We start from the raw sequence: 19,505 nt of genomic DNA, 5'->3' as shown, positions 1-19,505 counted from the left end.
GTCTCCCCGGCACCGTGATAGGTTGAGATCACAACGGCGCGGGGTGGAGCAGCTCGGTAGCTCGCTGGGCTCATAACCCAGAGGTCGCAGGTTCAAATCCTGTCCCCGCTACTCAAGAACGAAGGCCCGGATCCTTGAGGATCCGGGCCTTCGTCGTGCGTTCCCGGATCCGTTTCGCACACGGCCGGGTCGTTCGGCCGATGTGGGGAAAGTGTGTGCTTGAGTTTGACAAGTCGTCGTGTCGGGAAGTCGACAAACCGCTGAAGTGACCTCACTGGCTGCGGTATACCAGGTGTACGTGGGTTACGGGTGATGCGACGATGGCTCTTATGGGGGACAAGGCAAGGTTGTTGGAGACAGACCGGTTTGTGCATGCGCCCGACGACGGGCGCGAATCCGAGCTGCCGATGGATGCGATGGAAGCCGCGGAAGCCTCCGACGCCGTGACCGAGACCGGCCACCGCCGGGCCGCGGCGGCCGGCGACACCGCAGCCATGAGCGCGCTCGGCGCGCTGCTGCTGCGCCGCGGTGACCTCGACGGCGCCGAGCCGCACCTTCGCTCCGCCACCGCCGCCGGCGACCGCGCAGCCGCGAACAACCTGGGTGTCCTGCTCCACCAGCGGGGCTACGCGGACGAGGCGGCCGGATGGTGGCGTATCGCCGCGGTCGCGGGTTCCGCCGCCGCAGCCCACGCCCTCGGCCGGCACTACCGCGAGCGCGGTGATGAGCCGGCCGCCGAGTACTGGCTGCGCCAGTCCGCCGAATCCGGCCACTGCCTGGGCGCGTACGCCCTCGCCGACCTGCTGGAGCACCGCGGTGACGTCGGAGCCGAACGCTGGTTCCGGGCCGCAGCCGAGCGGGGTCACCGGGAGGCCGCCTACCGCCTCGCCCGGGTCGTCGAGGACGGCCGGGACACGGACCGCCGGGCGGTGCCCGCCTACGGCGAGCTGACCCAGGAAGCGGAGGCCGAGCAGTGGTACCGCCAGGCCGCCGCGCGCGGACACCGGCGCGCCGCCCTCCAGTTGGGCGCGCTCCTGGAGGACCGCGGCGACATCCAGGAGGCCGGCCGCTGGTACCTCTCCGCAGCCAAGGACGGTGAGCCGCGCGCCGCCTGCGCGCTGGGCTTCCTGCTGCGCGACGCCGGTGACGAGGAGAGCGCCGCCGAATGGTGGCGGCGCGCCGCCCAGGAAGGCGATGGCAACGCTGCCAACGCGCTGGGCGCGCTGCACGCCGACCGCGGGGAACTGCAGACCGCCGAGCGCTGGTACCGCGCCGCGCTGGACGCCGGGGACGTCAACGGCGCCTACAACATCGGGCTGCTCTGCGCCGAGCAGGACCGGTCCGGACGCGGCGAGCAGTGGTACCGCCGGGCCGCCTACGCCGGGCACCGCGAGGCCGCCAACGCGCTCGCCATCCTGCTGCTGCAGCGTGGCGACGCCGCGGGGGCCGAGCCGTGGTTCTCCAAGGCGGCCGAGGCGGGCAGCGTGGACGCCGCGTTCAATCTCGGCATCCTGTTCGCCGGGCGGGGCGAGGAGCGGATGGCGCACACCTGGTACGAGCGGGCGGCCGCGGCCGGGCACACCGAGGCGGCGCTGCAGGTCGGCATCGTGCAGCTGCGCGAGGGCGACGAGCAGGCCGCGGAGCGGAATTTGCGCTGCGCGGCCGGCGGCGGCAGCCCCGAGGCGGCCTTCCGCCTCGCCGACCTGCTGGACCGCAGGTCGGCCGAGGTGTCCGGAACGGGCTTCGCGGATCCCGGGCGGACGCCGGACGACGAGAGTGCGCAGTGGTACGAGCGTGCCGCGCGGCAGGGGCACCGTCGCGCCCAGGTCCGGGTGGGCATGCTCGCGGCCGCTCGTGGCGATGTGGTCGAGGCCGCGACCTGGTACCGCGCGGCGGCCGAGTCCGGCAGCCGTAACGGCGCCTTCAACCTCGGCCTGCTGCTGGCCCGCGAGGGCAGCCTCCCCGAGGCCGCTCTGTGGTGGCAGCGCGCCGCTGAGGAGGGGCACGGTCGCGCGGCGCTTCGCCTCGCGCTGCTCGCCGCCCGGCGCGGTGCGCTCGCGGAGGCGCAGAGCTGGTGTGCGCGGGCCGTCGAACTGGGGCCGCCCGAGGTGGCGGGGCGCGCGGCGCGGCTGCGGACGGCGCTCCAGGAGGAGCTCAGCGCCTGAGGGTTCCGGAAGGAGCCGCCGAGGGCCCGGGCTCCGGCCCGCTGAAGGCCGGAGCCCAGGCCCCGGGAAGGGATTTGCGCTGGTCGTCGGCCTAGGGTTAGAGTAAAGGCACAACGACGCGGGGTGGAGCAGCTCGGTAGCTCGCTGGGCTCATAACCCAGAGGTCGCAGGTTCAAATCCTGTCCCCGCTACTTAAGACGAAGGCCCGGATTCCGAGTGGATCCGGGCCTTCGTCATGCGTGTGTCCGGGGCGGCTCTACGAGGCGTTGCCGGGCCGGTGACCGACCGCTTCCGCGTAGAGCGTGCGGTCGACGATCCGGTCCTCGGGGAGCGGCGCTCCCTTCGTGACGCCGGCGTCCCGGTAGGACTTCTGGAGCCGGTCCGTGGTGCCCTTCCTGATCTCCCAGTCCATCCGCAGGGACGGCACCGAGGTCAGGATCTTCGCGTCGACCTTCAGCAGCTTGGCGAGTTCGGTGACGAACGCCTTGTCGGCCTTGTAGTCGCCGCGGAAGTAGGTGTTGACGGTGCGGGTGTAGGCGCGCAGGAAGGCGACGCCGGCGTCCGGGTCCTTCCGCAGCAGGTTCGGGCCGTACAGCGCGCCGCCGAGGGGTTCGCCCTGGGGCTGGCCGCCGAGGAACGCGTACTTCTTGTCGCCGTCCACCCGCCGCCATACCGGGTCGAGGAGCCAGGCGGAGTCCACGCCACCACCGGTCAGCGCGGTGAGGACATCGGCGGAGCCGAGCTGCTGGAAGGCGACGGAGTTCATGTCGGCGCCGTGCGAGGCGAAGGACGAGTCCATCGGGTACATGATCACGGAGCCCTTGCCGATCATGGTGCCCATCCTGGAGCCCTTGAGGGATGCCGACGAGGCGCTCTCGCCCTTCTTCAGACGCACCCACAGGCCGCTCTTGGACTCCGGGTCGGGGGAGAAATTGCCGGCCACCCAGCGGATGGGGAAGCCGCCGTTGATGCCGTTGACCACGGCGGCCTCGGGGGCTGCCCAGAGGGTGTCCAGGTCGCCCTTGGCCAGCAGCGGCAGCGCCTCCGGGGTGGGCAGCACCTTCAGCTCGACGTCCAGGCCCTCCTTCTTGAACTCGCCCTTCTCGATGGCCAGTCGCAGCGGCGCCACGTACTCGGCGTTGAGGGTCCCGGTGGCGACGGTGAGGGTCCGGCGCTTCTTGAGGGGGGCGGGCGCCGGGGTGCCCTTGTCGCAGCGGGCCGGGGCGCGGTCGGGGGCGCGGTCCGCGGGGTCGGTCCAGGCGGCCTTGCCGCAGCCCGGGACCGCTTTGATGGTGCGGGGTGCGGAGGGGGACGCGGTGTCCTCCTTGGCGGCGCAGCCCGCGCTGAGGGCGAGTACCGCGGTGAGCACGGTGACGGTGGTGGTGCGGATGCGGCGCATGGGACCTCCGTGCGGGCGGTGTCTCAGGGTCTGCTCGGGATTGCTCGTCCAGGGGTCAGTTCTGGGCGCGGCTGCGGTCGCGAGGTGCCCAGGGGGTGAGGAAGCGTCCGGCCAGGCGGACGAGTTCGGAGAAGAGCACCCCGAGGACGGCGACACAGACGATGCCGACGAACATCACGTCGTTCTGGAACAGGGCGCGCGAGTCGAAGATCAGGTGGCCGAGGCCGTCGGTGGCGGCGATCTGTTCGGAGGCGACGATGACCAGGACCGCCACGCCCGCGGCGATCCGCGCGCCCACCAGGACGGCAGGCAGCGACGCGGGCAGCAGGACGTGCCGGAACATCTGCCAGGCGCTCGCGCCGAAGACCTGGCCGGCGTCGCGGTGGCCGGCGGGGATGGCCAGTACGGCGGCCATGGTGGAGATCCAGACGAAGAAGAAGACGGTGGCGGCGACGAGGGCGACCTGGGGGCCTTCGCCGAGGCCGAACATGTTCAGGAACACCGGGAGCAGGGCGAGTTTGGGGACGACGTACAAGGCGTCCAGGAGGGGTTCGAGGGCGGCCCGCACGAGGTGCAGGGAGCCCATGAGGAGGCCCAGGAGGTAGCCGGACACCGTCCCGATGGCGTAGCCGGCCAGGACGCGCTGGAGGGTGGCCCGGACGTCCGGCCACAGCTCGCCGGCGAGGGCGCGGTCCCAGCCGTCGGCCAGGATGGTGGACGGTGCGGGGTAGATGCGGTCGTCGATCCAGGACTGGCCGGCGGCCAGCTGCCACAGCAGGACGAGGACGAGCGGGACGGCGACGGCCAGCGAGAGTTCGAGGGTGCGCCGGCGGCGGTGGGTGCGTTCGGGGCGCAGTTCCCGGGGGCCGGGGCGGCGGACGATCAGGCGTTCGGTCCGGGCGTGGTGGCCGGGGTCGTTCGGGCTCAGGGTGGTGGTCATCCGCGCGGGGCCCCCTTCGTGCCGTGCGCACCCGTCCCGACGGTGTCCAGGGCGGCCCGGCCGGCGACCTCGTCGCGCAGCAATTCCCACAACTCGGCCTTCAGGGCGGTGAATTCGGGGGCGTCGCGGACGTCACCGGTGCGGGGACGGGCGAACGGCGGGCGGCGTTCGGCGATGATCCGACCGGGCCGGGCGGACATCACCAGGACCCGGTCGCCGAGCACCAGCGCCTCTTCGAGGCTGTGGGTGATGAAGAGGGTGGTGGTGCGGGTGGTCTGGGTGAGCTCCAGCAGCTCGTCCTGGAGGATGGTGCGCAACTGGGCGTCGAGGGCCGCGAACGGCTCGTCCATCAGCAGGATCTCGGGCTCGACGGCCAGCGCGCGGGCGATGGCGACGCGCTGGCGCATACCGCCGGAGAGAGCCGCCGGGTAGGCGGCGGCGAAGTCGGCGAGCCCCAACCGGGTGAGCCAGGCACGGGCCCGTTCGTCGGCCTCCTTGCGGGGGACGCGCGCGATGTCGAGGCCGAACCGGACGTTGGCCAGGACGGTCTTCCAGTCGTAGATGCCGTAGTCCTGGAAGATCATCGCGACCGGGCGGTCCGCGCTCGCGCGCAGCTCCAGCTCGCCCGCGCCGGGGCGCAGCAGACCGGCGGCGATACGCAGCAGGGTGGATTTCCCGCAGCCGGACGGGCCGACGACGCAGACGAATTCACCGGCCGCGATCTCGAGATCGAGCGGGCCGAGCGCGGCCACTGCCTTGCTGCCGCGGCCGAAGGTGCGGGTGAGGGCGCGGGCGCGCAACGCCGGCGGCGGGGCGGCCGGTTCGGCCCGGTCACCGGCCGGGCGGGTCGGTGCGGGGGAAGGGTGCGGCTCTCCCACGGGTGCTCCTCGCGGAGTGCGGACAGGGCGCCGCGGTCACGGGAGGCCGGGCCCGGTCGGACCCGATGGCCGAAGAGCGCGGCGCCGCCGACGATATGACGGGCCGTCAGATCAGGGCAAGGGTCGTGCGGATACGGGTCCGGAGGGGCGCCGGGTGCGCGAGTGGCCCGGGGTGGGATCCGGGCATGCCGAAACGCCCGCGGCCGGTATGGCGCGGGCTCTGTGGGGGGGGGGTGCTGCGCCAGGGGGCGCCGGTGCGGGGCGGCCCGGACGGGGGCCGGCTCCCGCCGCGTCAGGAGGTGGAGTTGCAGGTGGGGCAGATGCCCCGGTAGGTCACGGTGACCTCGGAGACCTGGAAGCCGTAGCGCTCCGGCTCGGGCAGGGCGGAGAGGGGGTCGCCCTGGACGTGGACGTCGCGGATCGTGCCGCACTGCGAGCAGATGAGGTGCTGGTGATCGTGGTGAGCGTTCGGGTCGTAGCGCTTCGCGCGGCCGTCCGTGCTGACCTCGAGCACCTCGCCGAGCGAGACCAGCTCGCCGAGGGTGTTGTAGACCGTGGCGCGCGAGATCTCGGGGAGGCGGTCGGTCGCCCGTGCGTGCACTTCGTCAGCGGTGTAGTGGACGTGGTCCCCATCGAGGACCTCGGCGACGACGCGTCGCTGCGCGGTCAGCCGCCAGCCGCGTCCCCGGAGCCGTTCCAGCAGGTCACTCATGCCATTCACCTATCAGTCAGATAAAGCCAGGGTAGCAGCGGCCGGTCCATCACCGGATCAGGTACGACTTTCGGGTCCTTCTTGACTTAGACATTGTCCAATGTAGGATCGGCAACGGCGCAAGCCAAGGGCAGGTGTAGAAGACTTTCAGGAGGCGCACGTGTCGGTAGAGAGCACCACTGGACCGCTCACCACGGAGTCCGGGGCTCCGGTCGCGGACAACCAGAACAGTGAGACGGCCGGCGTCGGCGGCCCCGGTCTGATCCAGGACCAGCTCCTGATCGAGAAGCTCGCACACTTCAACCGCGAGCGCATTCCGGAGCGCATCGTGCACGCGCGCGGCGCCGGTGCGTACGGCACCTTCACGGTGACCGCTGATGTGACCAAGTACACCCGCGCGAACTTCCTCTCGGAGATCGGCAAGCAGACCGAGACGTTCCTGCGCTTCTCGACCGTCGCAGGCAACCTCGGCTCGGCCGACGCGGTGCGTGACCCCCGCGGCTTCGCGCTGAAGTTCTACACCGAAGAGGGCAACTACGACCTCGTCGGCAACAACACCCCGGTGTTCTTCATCAAGGACGCCATCAAGTTCCCGGACTTCATCCACACCCAGAAGCGCGACCCGTACACCGGCTCGCAGGAGGCGGACAACGTCTGGGACTTCTGGGGCCTCTCTCCCGAGTCCACCCACCAGGTGACCTGGCTGTTCGGTGACCGCGGCATCCCCGCCACGCTCCGCCACATGAACGGCTACGGCTCGCACACCTTCCAGTGGACCAACGAGGCCGGCGAGGCCTTCTGGGTCAAGTACCACTTCAAGACCGACCAGGGCATCAAGAACCTCACCCAGGCCGAGGCCGACAAGCTCGCCGGTGAGGACGCGGACAGCCACCAGCGCGACCTGCGCACCTCGATCGAGCGCGGTGACTTCCCGTCCTGGACCGTGCAGGTGCAGATCATGCCCGCGGCCGAGGCGGCCAACTACCGCTTCAACCCGTTCGACCTGACCAAGGTCTGGCCGCACGAGGACTACCCGCCGGTCGAGATCGGCAAGCTGGAGCTCAACCGCAACCCGGAGAACATCTTCGCCGAGGTCGAGCAGTCGATCTTCTCCCCGCACCACTTCGTGCCGGGTATCGGCCCGTCCCCCGACAAGATGCTCCAGGGCCGTCTCTTCGCCTACGGCGACGCGCACCGCTACCGCGTCGGCATCAACGCCGACCACCTGCCGGTGAACCGTCCGCACGCCACCGAGGCCCGCACCAACAGCCGGGACGGCTTCCTTTACGACGGCCGTCACGCGGGCCGGAAGAACTACGAGCCCAACAGCTTCGACGGCCCGGTGGAGACCGGCCGGGCGCTGTGGCAGCCGGTCGCGGTGAACGGCGAGACCGGTGAGAGCGCGGCGCCCTCGCACGCCGAGGACAACGACTTCGTACAGGCGGGCGACCTCTACCGCCTGCTGTCCGAGGACGAGAAGGGACGCCTGATCGACAATCTGGCGGGCTTCATCTCGCAGGTCTCCCGCGACGACATCGCGCAGCGCGCGATCGAGAACTTCCGCAAGGCGGACGCGGACTACGGCAAGCGGCTCGACGCCGCGGTCCAGGCCCTGCGCGGCTGACGCGGCCCCGCGCGGCTGAGCCGCCGCCGCTCCGGCGGAGGTGGCCGATCGCCGTGGGACTGCTCAACCGTCGCTTGCCGTAAAACCGAAGAGGCCGGATGCCGATGGGCTCCGGCCTCTTCGTGCGTCCGGGGCCGCCGGCGCTCAGTCCGTAGAGGGCCGGGTCGGCAGGGAGGGACCGGGCAGGCATGCTCCCCGGGAATCCGGGAGGTGACGGCCTTCCTTCCTGAGAGGCTCAGGCGGCGTCGGCATGCCTGCCCGAGGACTCAGGCGGTGACGGCGCCGACCCGCTCGATGACGTCCGAGCGGCAGCGGATGATGTCGCGGACCGACACGATGCCGACCGGTTCGCGGTCGTCCAGCACGATGAGATGGCGGAAGCCGCCCCGCACCATCGCGTCGGCCGCCTCGTCCAGGGTCCAGTCCGGCGCGGCGAAGACCACATCCGACGTGGTGTGGGTCTGGGCGGTCTCGCGGTCCGGATTGTCGCCGGCGCCCAGGGAGTTGAGGATGTCGCGCTCGGTGAGAATGCCGATGCCGCCGGCGTCCTTGTCGAGGACCACGGCCGCCCCGATGCGGCGGGCCGACATCAGCTGTGCGGCCTGGCGAAGAGTGTGTGCGGGCCCGATGGTGAGGACCACCGTGCTCATGGCGTCCCTGACGAACATGGGCATGGAGTGGAGCCACCTCCTTGGTGATGTGGCTTGCGAATGAATTCACAAGTTCACAATCTGTTGGATTCTCATGTTCACATGCCCACGCCGAACCAACAAGGGGCGGGCGGCGGATCGTGCTCCGCCGCCCGCCCCTTCGCAGGTCACAGCCGCTGTGCGGCCCCGGATCAGTTCCGGGTGTCGCCGACGTACTTCAGCAGGTCCTCGTGCAGCAGGCTGTTGGAGGCCGCAGCGTTCCCGCTGTGCGGGCCCGGCTTGCCGTCCAGACCGGTGAACCGGCCGCCCGCCTCCTGGACCACGACGGCGCAGGCCGCCATGTCCCACAGCGACAGCTCCGGCTCCGCGCAGATGTCCACCGAGCCCTCGGCGATCATCATGTAGGGCCAGAAGTCGCCGTAGCCGCGGGTCCGCCAGCAGTCCCGGGTCAGGTCGAGGAAGCCGGGCAGCTGACCGCGCTCCTCCCAGCCGGACAGCGAGGAGTACGCGAACGAGGCGTCCTGGATGCGGCCGACCTGCGAGACGCGCAGCTTGGACGCGGAGGTCAGGCTGCGGCCGGTGAAGGCGCCCAGCCCCTCGGCGGCCCACCAACGGCGGTTGAGGGCCGGCGCGGAGACGATGCCGACCACGGGGCGGTCGCCGCCCTCGCCGCGCTCCATCAGCGCGATCAGCGTCGCCCAGACCGGCACCCCGCGGACGTAGTTCTTGGTGCCGTCGATCGGGTCGATGATCCAGCGGCGTGGACCCGAACCCTCGCTTCCGAACTCCTCGCCGAGCACCGCGTCCCGTGGCCTGGCCCGCTGGAGATGACCGCGGATCAGCTCCTCGGCGGACTTGTCCGCCTCGCTCACCGGCGTCATGTCCGGTTTGGTCTCGACCTTGAGGTCGAGCGCCTTGAACCGTTCCATGGTCGCGGCGTCCGCGGCGTCCGCAAGGACATGGCCGAGACGAAGATCATCGTGATAGTCGGGCATGTGCGAACAGTATCGACAGGGGTACCCCGGAGCCACACGGCCATGCCAGGACCGGCGCGTAAGGGGTGCAGGTGCCGCTGGACAGCGGTGCGGGGCCGTCGTGCGGCGACCCTTGACAGCCTCTGGCGCCGCGTCAATTCTGTGCGCACTCCGGCCATATGGGCCGGCGGCCCCGGAGGCGACGGATGCCCGCTGCGCGTGAATCCCTGCTGGATGCCGCCTATACGGCGCTGACCGCCCAGGCCTGGGCGGCCGTCCGGATGGTCGACGTCGCGGCCGCGGCGGGCGTCTCCCGGCAGACCCTCTACAACGAGTTCGGCAGCAAGGAAGGGCTGGCCCGCGCCCTCGTGCACCGGGAGACGGCCAACTATCTCGCCGGTGTGGAAAAGGCGTTGACCCGGGACGGCCGGCAGGCGGCGGCCGGGCCGCCGGGTGACGCCGCGGGCCGGGTGGTCGCCGCGGCCACCTGGACGCTGCGCGCCGCGCGTACCAACCCGCTGGTCAGGGCCGCCCTGACCGGCTGCTGGAGCGAACGGCTGCCGGCCCCGCCCACGACCGCCGCCGTACGGGCCGCGCGGCGGGGCGTGCCCGCGCAGCGCTCCCGGGCGAGGGCCGAGGACCCGCTGCCGGGCCCGGCCGAGCTGGTCGGCCGGTTCTGCGACCGGGCGGTGGCGGCCCTGGAACCGGACTGGCCGCGGGAGGAACTGCCGGCTCTCGGCACCGCCTGCGAGACCGCGGCGCGGCTGACGCTGTCGTGTGTGGTCGCCCCGGTGGTGCCGGGATCGGCTCTCGCCGCGGGCGCCCCTCCCGTAACGGATCGCGTACCGGCGGGGCCCGCCGGCGCAGGGGCGGCGCAGACCCGGCCGGAGCCCGAGGCGGAGACGGTGTCGCGGCTCGTACGCGGGGCGTTCGCCCGTCTGCCGGGCGGGGGAGCGGTGGCCCGCTGAGGGCCGCGGGTGTGACGGTTACGGGCGCCGCCCGTCAGGGGTGTCCGGGCGGTGTCGTCAGTGGGCGGAGCCGGACAGCTGCAGGCCGATGACGCCCACGATGACGAGGGTGATGGAGACGAGCTTCAGCGTGGAGACCACATCGCCCAGAAAGACCATGCCGTAGATCGCGGTGCCGGCCGCGCCGATGCCGGTCCAGACCGCGTACGCCGGGCCGACGTCGAGTTTCCGCAGGGCCAGGGTCAGCAGACCGAAGCTGCCCAGGGCGAAGGCGCAGAAGGCGATGGTCGGGAACAGACGGGTGAAGCCGTGCGACAGCTTGAGGCAGACCGCGAACCCCGTTTCCAGGATCCCCGCCACCACGACCAGCAGCCACGCCATGTCCCTGTGCCTCCGTCAGCTCGGCCCTGCTCGGGTGAGGATGACCGCTCGGCCCTGTCCGGCCCTGCTCGCCCGGACAGGGGCCGGCCGACCTCGGTGCGATTATGCCTTTACCTCGGACGGACGACGGAAACGTCGGGATCAGTCGCCTTCGCGTCGCTCCCGGGTGGCGAGCAGCCGGCGCAGCGAATAGAGGCGGGCCGGGTCGGCGTGCCCGTCGGCCACCCACTGGTCCAGCCCGCAGTCCGGCTCGTCGTGGCTGCACGCGCGAGGACACGCGTCCGTCCCCGTGACCAGGTCGGGGAAGGCGAGGATGACCCGCGACGGGTCGACGTGGTGCAGCCCGAAGGACCGTACGCCCGGGGTGTCGATCACCCAGCCCGAGTCGCCGGGCAGCGGCAGTGCCAGCGCCGAGGTGGTGGTGTGCCGACCCCGTCCGGTGTGGGCGTTGACATGTCCGGTGGCCCGATGGCGGTCCGGGACCAGGGCGTTGACCAGGGTCGTCTTGCCCACCCCGGAGTGGCCGACGAAGGCCGTCATCCGGCCCGTCAGCTGTTCGCGTACCCGGTCGGCGGCCTTGCCGTCGGTCAGTTCGTCGCGGTTGGTGACGAGGTAGGGCACGCCCAGGGCGCCGTACAGCTCCAACAGGCCGTCGGCGGACGCCAGATCGGACTTGGTCAGCACCAGCAGCGGGCTCAGGCCCGCGTCGTAGGCGGCCACCAGGCAGCGGTCGATGAGGCGGGGGCGCGGCTCGGGGTCGGCGAGTGCGGTGACGATCGCGAGCTGGTCGGCGTTGGCGACCACGACCCGCTCGAAGGGGTCGTCGTCATCGGCTGTACGGCGCAGCGTCGAGGTGCGCTTCTCGACCCGGACGATCCGGGCGAGGGTGTCCTTGGCGCCGGTCAGGTCACCGACGACCGCGACCCGGTCGCCCACCACCGCGCTCTTGCGGCCCAGTTCGCGGGCCTTCATGGCGGTGACCGTACGGCCCTCGATCAGGCAGGTCAGGCGGCCGCGGTCGACGGTGAGGACGAGGCCCTCGCCGGCGTCCTCGTGTTTGGGGCGGATGTTGGTGCGCGGGCGGTTGCCCTTGGGATTGGGGCGGACGCGGATGTCGTCCTCGTCGGGGTTCTTGCCGTAGCGACGCATGGCGGCCGGGTCCTCACGCTCTCCGGGCGGGAACCGCGGCCGGATCGAGCATGTCCGTCCACATCGCGGGGAAGTCGGGCAGCGTCTTGGCGGTGGTGGCGACGTTCTCCACCTCCACCCCCGCGACGGCGAGGCCGATGATCGCGGCGGCGGTGGCCAGCCGGTGGTCCTCGTAGGTGTGGAAGATCCCGCCGTGCAGGGCGCGCGGCCGGATGTGCAGGCCGTCGGCGGTCTCGGTGACGTCGCCGCCGAGTTCGTTCAGCTCCTTGGTCAGAGCGGCCAGCCGGTCGGTCTCGTGCAGCCGCAGATGGGCGACGCCGCGCAGCGTGGAGGGGGAGTCGGCGAGGGCGGCGACGGCGGCGATGCCCGGGGTCAGCTCGCCGACCTCGCTCAGGTCGACGTCGATGCCGTGGATGCGGCCGCTGCCGGTGAAGGTCAGGCCGCGGTCGGTCAGCTCGCAGGAGCCGCCCATGGTGGTGAAGATCTCGCGCAGCGCGTCACCGGGCTGGGTGGTGTGCTCGGGCCAGTCGGGGATGGTGACCCGGCCGCCGGTGACCAGCGCCGCGGCCAGGAACGGCTGGGCGTTCGACAGGTCGGGCTCGACGACCAGGTCGCGGCCGAGGAGGGCGCCGGGGGTGACCCGCCAGACGTTCGGCTCGCCGCCGGACTCCGGGGTGTCCACCTGGGCGCCGACGTTGCGCAGCATGTCGACGGTCATCCGGATGTGCGGCATGGAGGGCAGCGCGGAACCGGTGTGCCGGACCTCGACGCCCTGGTTGAAGCGCGGGGCGGACAGCAGCAGGGCGCTGACGAACTGGGACGACGAGGAGGCGTCGATCTCGACCGGGCCGCCGTCCAGGGCGCCGCCGCCGTGCACCGTCATCGGGAGCGCGCTGCGGTTGTCGTCGTCGATCCGGGCACCGAGGGCGCGCAGGGCATTGATGACGCCGCCCAGCGGGCGTTCGTAGGAGCGCGGGTCGCCGTCGAAGTGGATCGGGCCGTCGGCGAGGGCGGCGACCGGAGGCAGGAAGCGCATGACCGTGCCGGCGTTGCCGACATCGACGGTCGCCGGGCCGTGCAGCCCCGCGGGGATCACCCGCCAGGCTTCTCCGCCGCCGGCGCCCGCGGAACTGGAGGAGGCGGTCTCCTCGATGCCGACGCCCAGGGTGCGCAGCGCCTCGGCCATCAGGAGGGTGTCGCGCGAGCGCAGCGGGCGGCGCAGCCAGCCGGGTTCGGAGGAGAGGGCGGCCAGGACCAGGCCGCGGTTGGTGACCGATTTGGAGCCGGGCACGGTGACGGTCGCATCGACCGCCCCGGAGGCGACGGGGGCGGGCCAAAGGGCGGGGTGTGCGGGGCTCTCGGTCATGCCCTTACTTTAATGGCTGGCCAAGGGTGCCGATCTTGATCAAAAGTGGCGCAACCTCTACGAAACATGGCGCTGGTAGTGCGCCGCTGCGGCCGGAGCGGGCGGAAGCGGCGGATACCGGCCACTACGGCGGGCAGCTGTCCGCTCAGACGTCGAGCAGCCGGCTGCCGCCGCCTATCAGGGAGAGCAGCGTCACGACATGGAAGACGCCGAGCCAGGCGGCCGCCGGAATATGGGTGAGGCGGGCCAGCTGGTCGGGGTCGGAGTCCATCGCCCCGCCCCGCCGCCGCTTGCCCATCAGCTCGAACGGCGGCCGCACCCCGCCCAGCAGCAGGAACCACACCACGACGTACGCGAACGCCGCCTGCACGTCCGGCGTCGTCAGCCAGGAGATGAGGAAGAACGCGGCGCCCGCCAGGACGACGGTGAGCACGCCGTAGGCGTTGCGGATCATCACCAGCATCGCGATGAGCAGCGCGGTGGCGCCCCAGAGCAGGGCCGTGATGTGCCCGGTGGCCAGCAGCGCGGCGCCCGCCAGCCCCAGCAGCGACGGCGCGGTGTAGCCGGCCGCGGCGGTCAGCACCATGCCGATGCCGGTCGGCCTGCCGCGGGAGACGGTCAGCCCCGAAGTGTCCGAGTGCAGCCGGATGCCGTCCAGCCGGCGGCCGGTCAGCAGCGCGATCAGGCCGTGGCCGCCCTCGTGGGCGATGGTCACGGCGTTCCGGGACAGCCGCCAGGCGGGGTGCGGGGCGACGGCGGCCAGCGCGACCACTCCGGTGGCGATCACCAGCCAGAGTGAAGGGGCGGACTGGGTCCCGAAGACCCGGCTCCATACGTCGGTGATGTGGTCGGTGTCCATAGTGCTGGGGTTCCCCCTTCGTGTGGCATGGCAGTGTGGCATGCATGTGCGGTAGGTATGCAGCGAGTCGCAGGCCCGAGGACCTGGCGGGCGTTTTCGACGTCCAGAAGTGGGAGCCCGAGGAGACCCTGGCACCCGACTGGAACATCGCTCCGACGAAGCACGTGCACGCGGTGCTCGACCGTCCCCTCAAGGGCGAGGCGGCACTCGGCTTCCCGGCCGGCGGACCCGTCCGCCAACTGCGGTCGCTGCGGTGGGGGCTGGTGCCCTCGTGGTCGAAATCACCCGAGGGCGCGGCGAAGATGATCAACGCACGGGCCGAGACGGTGCACGAGAAGCCGTCGTTCCGGCGGGCCTTCGAGTCCCGCCGCTGCCTGCTCCCCGGTGACGGCTACTTCGAGTGGGTCACCGATGCGGCGGAGCGGGAGCTGGAGGAGCAGGGCAAGAAGAAGCGGGGCCGTAAGCAGCCGTATTTCGTGACGCCCGCCGACGGCTCCGTGATGGCGATGGCCGGGCTGTACGAATTCTGGCGGGACGGCACACTCCCCGCCGATCACCCGCAGGCATGGTGGGTGACCTGCACCGTGCTCACGACGGCCGCCGAGACCACGCCGCTGGCCGGCGCCACCGGGGGCGAGGGCCCGCAGGCGCTCGCCGACATCCACCCCCGGATGCCGCTGGTGCTGACGCCGGACCGCTGGGACGCCTGGCTCGACCCGGCCCGTACCGACCCGGAGGATCTGCGGGAGCTGCTCATACCGCCGCCGGCCGGGCTGATGCGCGCCTATCCCGTCCCCACCGACGTCAGCAATGTCCGCAACAACGGGCCCGAACTGCTCGCCGAGCTCGACGGGCCCGAGGTCGGCACGCTGTTCTGAGCCGCTATGACGGCGCCGCCCCGGCCGCGGACCGGGCCCGGTGCGCGGCTCTGGCGCGCTGCCGTGCCGATCCGGCGGGGGCGCGGGCAGGATGGACGTATGAGCACAGGGGCGAGTGAGCGCGAGACGGTCGGGACGCCGGCGGGCGATGCCCGGATCACCTGGTACCGCGATGCGGTACCGGCGCGGGCCGTACTGGCCGTGAGCCATGGCGCGGGCGGCGGCATCGAGGCGCGCGATCTGCGGGCGCTGGCCGCCGCGCTGCCGGGCCGGGGCTACACCGTGGCGCTGGTCGAGCAGCCGTGGCGGGTGGCGGGCAAGAAGCTGGCCCCCGCCCCGAAAACCCTGGACAGCGGCTGGACGGCGCTGTGGCCGGCGCTGGCGAAGCCGGGGCTGCCGGTGGTCGCGGGCGGCCGCAGCGCGGGCGCGCGGGTGGCCTGCCGTACGGCGCGTGAGCTGGGCGCGCACGCCGTGCTGGCGCTCAGCTTTCCGCTGCATCCGCCGGGCAAGCCGGAGAAGTCCCGGGTGGAGGAGCTGACCGGCGCGGGCGTGCCGACGCTGGTGGTACAGGGGGCGCGGGACCCGTTCGGCAGGCCCGGCGAGTTCCCGCCGGGCACGGAGATCACCGAGGTGGCACACGGCGACCACGGCTTCGCGGTGCCGAAGGCGGCCGGGGTGGGCGAGGCGGAGTCGATGTCCACGATCACGGACGCCGTGGCGGCCTGGCTGGACGGGCTCTTCGCCTGAGGCAAGGGGTTCGTCTGCGGCAGTGGGTTCGCCCGAGGCCGCGGACGCGGCACGGCCGGCCGCGTGGTCAGTCGGCCCGGCCGCGAGGCCGGGCGCGGACGTGCATCCGTTCGCCCTGCCGGCCGAAGAGGCTGAGCAATTCGACCGGCTCCTGGTCGGCGGGCCCGAACCAGTGCGGCAGCCGGGTGTCGAACTCGGCCGCCTCCCCGGCCCGCAGCACCACGTCACGGTCGGCGAGCAGCAGCCGCAGCCGCCCCGACAGGACGTACAGCCATTCGTAGCCCTCGTGCGTACGCTGCTCGGGCTCGCCCTTGCGCGGCTCGATCACGAGCTTGAACGCCTGCAGGGCACCCGGCTGGCGGGTCAGCGGCACCACGGTCATGCCGTGGCTCTTCCGCGGCACCGCCCGCACCCGCGGATCACCGACCTCCGGCGCGCCGACGAGCTCGTCCAGCGGTACCTGATGGGCGTGTGCCAGGGGCAGCAGCAGTTCGAGGGTGGCCTTGCGGCCGCCGGACTCCAGCCGCGACAGGGTGCTCACCGAGATCCCGGTCGCCTCCGAGAGGGCCGACAGCGTCACGCCGCGCTCCTGGCGCAGCTGCCGCAGCCGCGGTCCCACATCGGCCAGCACCCGTTCGTACCCGTTGTCTGCCGTGTTGTCTCCCACAGGGTTATTTTGCTGAAGCGGCAATGTGCTTTGTCAAGCGGTCCGGTCCGTCCAAAAGCCGCGGCAGGCCGGGAATGACCCACGGGATGCGGCTGTTGTGCCAGGCGTAGAGAGTCGAGTACATCCAGCGAAGCACGAGGAATGGGAGTCCGCCGCATGGGAATCGCATGCCCGGCCCGTCCGTCCGCTGACCTGCAGTGGTCGCAGGTGCAGGCGGCGCAGCCCGCCATGGCCGGAGCGGCGGCGGCAGCGGATCGTCGTCTATTCTCCGATTCGAGTGGGTCCGCATCCGGATCCGTCACGGTGTTGGAGGAGGTGGGTCCGGTCACCGGTACCGACGCAGGGACCGACGGCGCGGCGCAGGAGAAGTCCGAGAGCCGGCAGGAGAGCGCCGCCGAGCGCAACGCGCGCTTCGAGCGGGACGCGCTCACCTTCCTGGACCAGATGTATTCCGCCGCGCTGCGTATGACCCGCAATCCGGCCGACGCCGAGGACCTGGTGCAGGAGACCTACGCCAAGGCGTACGCGTCGTTCCACCAGTTCCGGGAGGGCACGAACCTCAAGGCGTGGCTCTACCGGATCCTCACGAACACCTTCATCAACTCCTACCGCAAGAAGCAGCGTGAGCCCCAGCGCAGCGCCGCCGAGGAGATCGAGGACTGGCAGCTCGCGCGCGCCGAGTCGCACATGTCGACGGGACTGCGCTCCGCCGAGTCGCAGGCGCTCGACCACCTGCCCGACTCCGACGTGAAGGCGGCCCTCCAGGCGATTCCCGAGGAATTCCGTATCGCGGTATACCTCGCGGATGTCGAGGGCTTTGCGTACAAGGAGATCGCCGACATCATGGGCACACCTATCGGCACGGTGATGTCCCGTCTGCACCGCGGCCGGCGCCAACTGCGCGGCATGCTGGAGGATTACGCCCGTGAGCGCGGGCTGGTCCCGGCGGGTGCCGCGGCTGCGGATACGCAGGCCACGCGGACGTCGGGATCGCACGACCGGAAAGGCTCGGGATCATGAGCTGCGGAGAGCCGCACGACAAGGACTGCTCGGAGGTCCTTGACCACCTCTACGAGTATCTCGACCGCGAGATGCCCGCCGGGGAGTGCGCAGAGTTCCAGGGCCACCTCGACGAATGCTCGCCGTGCCTGGAGAAGTACGGCCTGGAGCAGGCCGTCAAGAAGCTCGTCAAGCGCTGCTGCGGCCACGACGACGTCCCCACCGACCTGCGGTCCAAGGTCATGGGCCGGATCGATCTGATCCGGGCCGGGGAGGCCGTCCCCGAGCTGAGCGTGCTCGAACAGGCCAAGCACGAGCAGGCACAGCGGGAGCAGGCGGCCGATGCTGCCGGCTCCGCGCCGGCCGGCTCCGGCGACTCGGGCGATGCACGCACCGAGGCCGCGCGGGCCGAATAAGGCCGCGCGTCACCCTAAGGGGTGAGGGGCGGGGCGATTCGTCCCGCCCGATCCGCTGATGCGCCTTCTCCGGCGCCCCGGCCCCTCTATTCTCACCGAACCCTGTGCACCGCGGACGCGGCAGCGACGGGGAGAGCGGTGGGCATGGGGAGGAGGGCGCGATGCGGAGACTTCCGGCAGCCGCGCGGGGGTATATCGGAGGCGCCGCCCTGGCCGCGGCGCTGTGTGCCGCCCCGGCGGTGCGGCTCGGCGCCGACGCCCCCTGGACCGGTGCCCTGGCCCTTGCCGCCCTCTACGGACTCTGCGAACGGATACGCCACTGCCCGCTGATGGGCGGCCGGGTACCGCTCGGTATGGGCTCCTTCTTCCCGGTCCTGCTGGCCGGGGCCCTCCTTCTGCCGCCGCCGCTGGCCGCGCTCGCGGCCGTCCCCGGCGCGCTGATCGCCCGCGCGCAGGCCCGCTCGGCAGCCGCCCGCAAGATCTGGCACGCCGCCGAACTGGCGATGGCCTGCTGGGCGGCCTCGCACGTCTTCCGGGTGATCGGCCACCACCCCTCGCTGTCCGCACCGCAGTTCCCCGTTCTGCTGGTGCCGGCCCTGGCCGCCGCCGGCACCTTCTGCGCGGTGCTCGCCGTCCTGGAGGGCGGGGTGCTCATCGCCGCGGAACGCCACCCGGTGCGTACGGCCTGGCGGGGACTGCTCCCCCGCTCGCTGGGCCCGTACCTCGTGCAGGGGCTCGCCGGGCTGATGATGGCGGTCCTGTGGCGCAGCTCGTACGGGCCCCTCGCGGCGCTGCTGGTGCTGTTGCCGATGTACATCTCCTGCTGGGTCTTCGCGCAGTACCACCGTGAACGCGCCGCCCATCAGGCCACCATCCGCGCCCTCGTGCAGGCGGTGGACATCAAGGACCGCTACACCCGCGGGCACAGCGAGCGGGTCGGCCGGGCCTCGGTGATGATCGCCCGCGAGCTGGGCATGCCCGAGGAGCGGGTGGAGGTGCTGCGGTTCGCCGGCATCCTGCACGACGTCGGCAAACTCGGCGTCCCCACCCGGCTGTTGCGCAAGGACGGGCCGCTGACGCCACAGGAGCGCAGCGTGATCGAGCTGCATCCCGAATACGGGCACGAGATCGTGCGGGGCATCGGTTTCCTCGGCGAGGCGCGGGCCGCGATCCTGCACCACCACGAACGGCTGGACGGCGGCGGCTACCCCTACGGGCTCTCGGGGCATCACATCCCGGAATGTGCCCGGGTGGTGGCCGTCGCCGACGCCTTCGACGCGATGACCTCGACCCGTTCCTACCGCCGGGCCCGGCCGGTTCCGGCCGCGGTGGCGGAGCTGCGCAAATGCGCGGGCAAGCAGTTCGATCCCCGGATGGTCAGGGCGCTGGCGGCGTCGCTGGAGCGGGACGGCTGGCACCCCGATCTGGTGATGGCGGCGGACACGGATCCGGTCGCGGTGCCGCCGCCGGACCTGACGGACGAAGGGGAGGCGGCGCGGGATGCGGCGGCGCCGGTCGGGGCGGCCCAGGACGCGGCCGGGGGCGGGCGAGGAAACGTCCCGCCTGTGCGCTCGCAGGGTCCGGGCACGGCTCCGGACACCGGCGCGGGTGGCGATCCGGCCCTCGGCCGGGGCGCCGCGGCGGCCGGTCCCGCCCGGCGGGACGGCGGGCGGTGAACGGCGGCGCACGGTCGTCGGCCGGCGGGCGGTCGACCGGTGGCGGGCGGCACCCCC

19 protein-coding genes and 2 tRNA genes are annotated in these 19,505 nt (G+C 72.2%); 10 read left to right on the top strand and 11 right to left on the bottom strand.

The features are described from left to right. The first annotated feature begins 37 nt into the window (after window positions 1-37). The 3 genes from ACIRQ7_RS02500 to ACIRQ7_RS02490 all read left to right on the top strand — a co-directional run bounded on the left by ACIRQ7_RS02500 (window position 38) and on the right by ACIRQ7_RS02490 (window position 2,356). A tRNA-Met gene (locus ACIRQ7_RS02500) sits at window positions 38-111 on the top strand. Window positions 112-320: 209 nt separating this feature from the next. Next, window positions 321-2,165 (top strand): sel1 repeat family protein, encoded by a 1,845-nt coding sequence (locus tag ACIRQ7_RS02495; RefSeq protein WP_404259262.1) that lies wholly within the window; start codon window positions 321-323, stop codon window positions 2,163-2,165. A 117-nt stretch (window positions 2,166-2,282) separates the two neighbouring features. Continuing rightward, window positions 2,283-2,356, top strand: a tRNA-Met gene (locus ACIRQ7_RS02490). A 65-nt stretch (window positions 2,357-2,421) separates the two neighbouring features. Here the strand turns inward: ACIRQ7_RS02490 and ACIRQ7_RS02485 are convergent. The 4 genes from ACIRQ7_RS02485 to ACIRQ7_RS02470 form a co-directional block, all read right to left on the bottom strand. Continuing rightward, complete coding sequence (locus tag ACIRQ7_RS02485; RefSeq protein WP_404259260.1) at window positions 2,422-3,564, bottom strand: ABC transporter substrate-binding protein; 1,143 nt, start codon at window positions 3,562-3,564, stop codon at window positions 2,422-2,424. A gap of 55 nt (window positions 3,565-3,619) precedes the next feature. Continuing rightward, window positions 3,620-4,504, bottom strand: coding sequence for an ABC transporter permease (locus ACIRQ7_RS02480; RefSeq protein ID WP_404259258.1), 885 nt, complete (start codon window positions 4,502-4,504; stop codon window positions 3,620-3,622). Beyond that, a complete protein-coding gene (locus ACIRQ7_RS02475; protein WP_404260073.1) occupies window positions 4,501-5,304 on the bottom strand; it encodes an ABC transporter ATP-binding protein in 804 nt (267 codons plus the stop codon). Before ACIRQ7_RS02475 ends, ACIRQ7_RS02480 begins: the two co-directional genes overlap by 4 nt. A gap of 370 nt (window positions 5,305-5,674) precedes the next feature. Beyond that, entirely contained in the window at window positions 5,675-6,094 is a 420-nt protein-coding gene (locus ACIRQ7_RS02470; protein WP_401462801.1) for a Fur family transcriptional regulator, read from the bottom strand. A gap of 160 nt (window positions 6,095-6,254) precedes the next feature. Between ACIRQ7_RS02470 and ACIRQ7_RS02465 the strand changes: the two genes are divergently transcribed. Then, window positions 6,255-7,718: a catalase gene (locus ACIRQ7_RS02465; protein ID WP_404259256.1), complete on the top strand. Its 1,464-nt coding sequence runs from the start codon at window positions 6,255-6,257 to the stop codon at window positions 7,716-7,718. 266 nt (window positions 7,719-7,984) lie between these two features. On the opposite strand, the gene ACIRQ7_RS02460 is transcribed toward ACIRQ7_RS02465, so the two are convergent. Beyond that, window positions 7,985-8,386: a cyclic nucleotide-binding/CBS domain-containing protein gene (locus tag ACIRQ7_RS02460; protein WP_401463759.1), complete on the bottom strand. Its 402-nt coding sequence runs from the start codon at window positions 8,384-8,386 to the stop codon at window positions 7,985-7,987. Between the two features lie 173 nt (window positions 8,387-8,559). Beyond that, complete coding sequence (hisN, locus tag ACIRQ7_RS02455; RefSeq protein ID WP_404259254.1) at window positions 8,560-9,363, bottom strand: histidinol-phosphatase; 804 nt, start codon at window positions 9,361-9,363, stop codon at window positions 8,560-8,562. Between the two features lie 185 nt (window positions 9,364-9,548). Here hisN and ACIRQ7_RS02450 point away from each other — a divergent pair, with 185 nt between their 5' ends. Next, window positions 9,549-10,310 (top strand): TetR/AcrR family transcriptional regulator, encoded by a 762-nt coding sequence (locus ACIRQ7_RS02450; RefSeq protein WP_404259252.1) that lies wholly within the window; start codon window positions 9,549-9,551, stop codon window positions 10,308-10,310. Window positions 10,311-10,367: 57 nt separating this feature from the next. Here ACIRQ7_RS02450 and ACIRQ7_RS02445 read toward each other — a convergent pair whose 3' ends face one another. From ACIRQ7_RS02445 to ACIRQ7_RS02430, 4 genes are all read right to left on the bottom strand, one after another. Continuing rightward, entirely contained in the window at window positions 10,368-10,691 is a 324-nt protein-coding gene (locus ACIRQ7_RS02445; RefSeq protein ID WP_401462809.1) for a DMT family transporter, read from the bottom strand. Window positions 10,692-10,832: 141 nt separating this feature from the next. Beyond that, entirely contained in the window at window positions 10,833-11,840 is a 1,008-nt protein-coding gene (gene rsgA / locus ACIRQ7_RS02440; RefSeq protein WP_401462811.1) for a ribosome small subunit-dependent GTPase A, read from the bottom strand. 13 nt (window positions 11,841-11,853) lie between these two features. Beyond that, window positions 11,854-13,206 carry a 3-phosphoshikimate 1-carboxyvinyltransferase gene (gene aroA / locus ACIRQ7_RS02435; protein ID WP_404259250.1) on the bottom strand — a complete coding sequence of 451 codons (1,353 nt, stop codon included), beginning with the start codon at window positions 13,204-13,206 and terminating at the stop codon, window positions 11,854-11,856. 145 nt (window positions 13,207-13,351) lie between these two features. Next, on the bottom strand, window positions 13,352-14,065 hold the full coding sequence (locus ACIRQ7_RS02430; RefSeq protein ID WP_404259248.1) for a M50 family metallopeptidase: 714 nt from the start codon (window positions 14,063-14,065) through the stop codon (window positions 13,352-13,354). Window positions 14,066-14,109: 44 nt separating this feature from the next. Here ACIRQ7_RS02430 and ACIRQ7_RS02425 point away from each other — a divergent pair, with 44 nt between their 5' ends. After that, entirely contained in the window at window positions 14,110-14,943 is an 834-nt protein-coding gene (locus ACIRQ7_RS02425; protein ID WP_404259246.1) for an SOS response-associated peptidase, read from the top strand. Between the two features lie 99 nt (window positions 14,944-15,042). After that, the gene (locus ACIRQ7_RS02420) at window positions 15,043-15,690 is read left to right on the top strand and encodes an alpha/beta family hydrolase (RefSeq protein WP_404259244.1); all 648 of its coding nucleotides are present in this window, start codon (window positions 15,043-15,045) and stop codon (window positions 15,688-15,690) included. Between the two features lie 67 nt (window positions 15,691-15,757). Here the strand turns inward: ACIRQ7_RS02420 and ACIRQ7_RS02415 are convergent, their stop codons facing one another. Next, on the bottom strand, window positions 15,758-16,357 hold the full coding sequence (locus tag ACIRQ7_RS02415) for a helix-turn-helix domain-containing protein (RefSeq protein WP_404259243.1): 600 nt from the start codon (window positions 16,355-16,357) through the stop codon (window positions 15,758-15,760). A 315-nt stretch (window positions 16,358-16,672) separates the two neighbouring features. Here ACIRQ7_RS02415 and ACIRQ7_RS02410 point away from each other — a divergent pair, with 315 nt between their 5' ends. From ACIRQ7_RS02410 to ACIRQ7_RS02400, 3 genes are all read left to right on the top strand, one after another. Continuing rightward, window positions 16,673-17,377: a sigma-70 family RNA polymerase sigma factor gene (locus ACIRQ7_RS02410; protein ID WP_401463761.1), complete on the top strand. Its 705-nt coding sequence runs from the start codon at window positions 16,673-16,675 to the stop codon at window positions 17,375-17,377. Then, window positions 17,374-17,772, top strand: a complete 399-nt coding sequence (gene rsrA / locus ACIRQ7_RS02405; protein ID WP_401462823.1) for a mycothiol system anti-sigma-R factor — start codon at window positions 17,374-17,376, stop codon at window positions 17,770-17,772. The genes ACIRQ7_RS02410 and rsrA overlap by 4 nt, the downstream gene beginning before the upstream one ends. Window positions 17,773-17,933: 161 nt before the next feature. Beyond that, window positions 17,934-19,448, top strand: a complete 1,515-nt coding sequence (locus ACIRQ7_RS02400) for an HD-GYP domain-containing protein (protein WP_404259241.1) — start codon at window positions 17,934-17,936, stop codon at window positions 19,446-19,448. The last annotated feature ends 57 nt before the right edge of the window (window positions 19,449-19,505 follow it).

The sequence above is a fragment of the Streptomyces sp. NPDC101393 genome (genome assembly GCF_044767385.1).
Classification (GTDB): Bacteria; Actinomycetota; Actinomycetes; order Streptomycetales; family Streptomycetaceae; genus Streptomyces.
The sequence above is the reverse complement of the archived record's forward strand: the minus strand, read 5'-3'. Positions and strand labels throughout refer to the sequence as shown.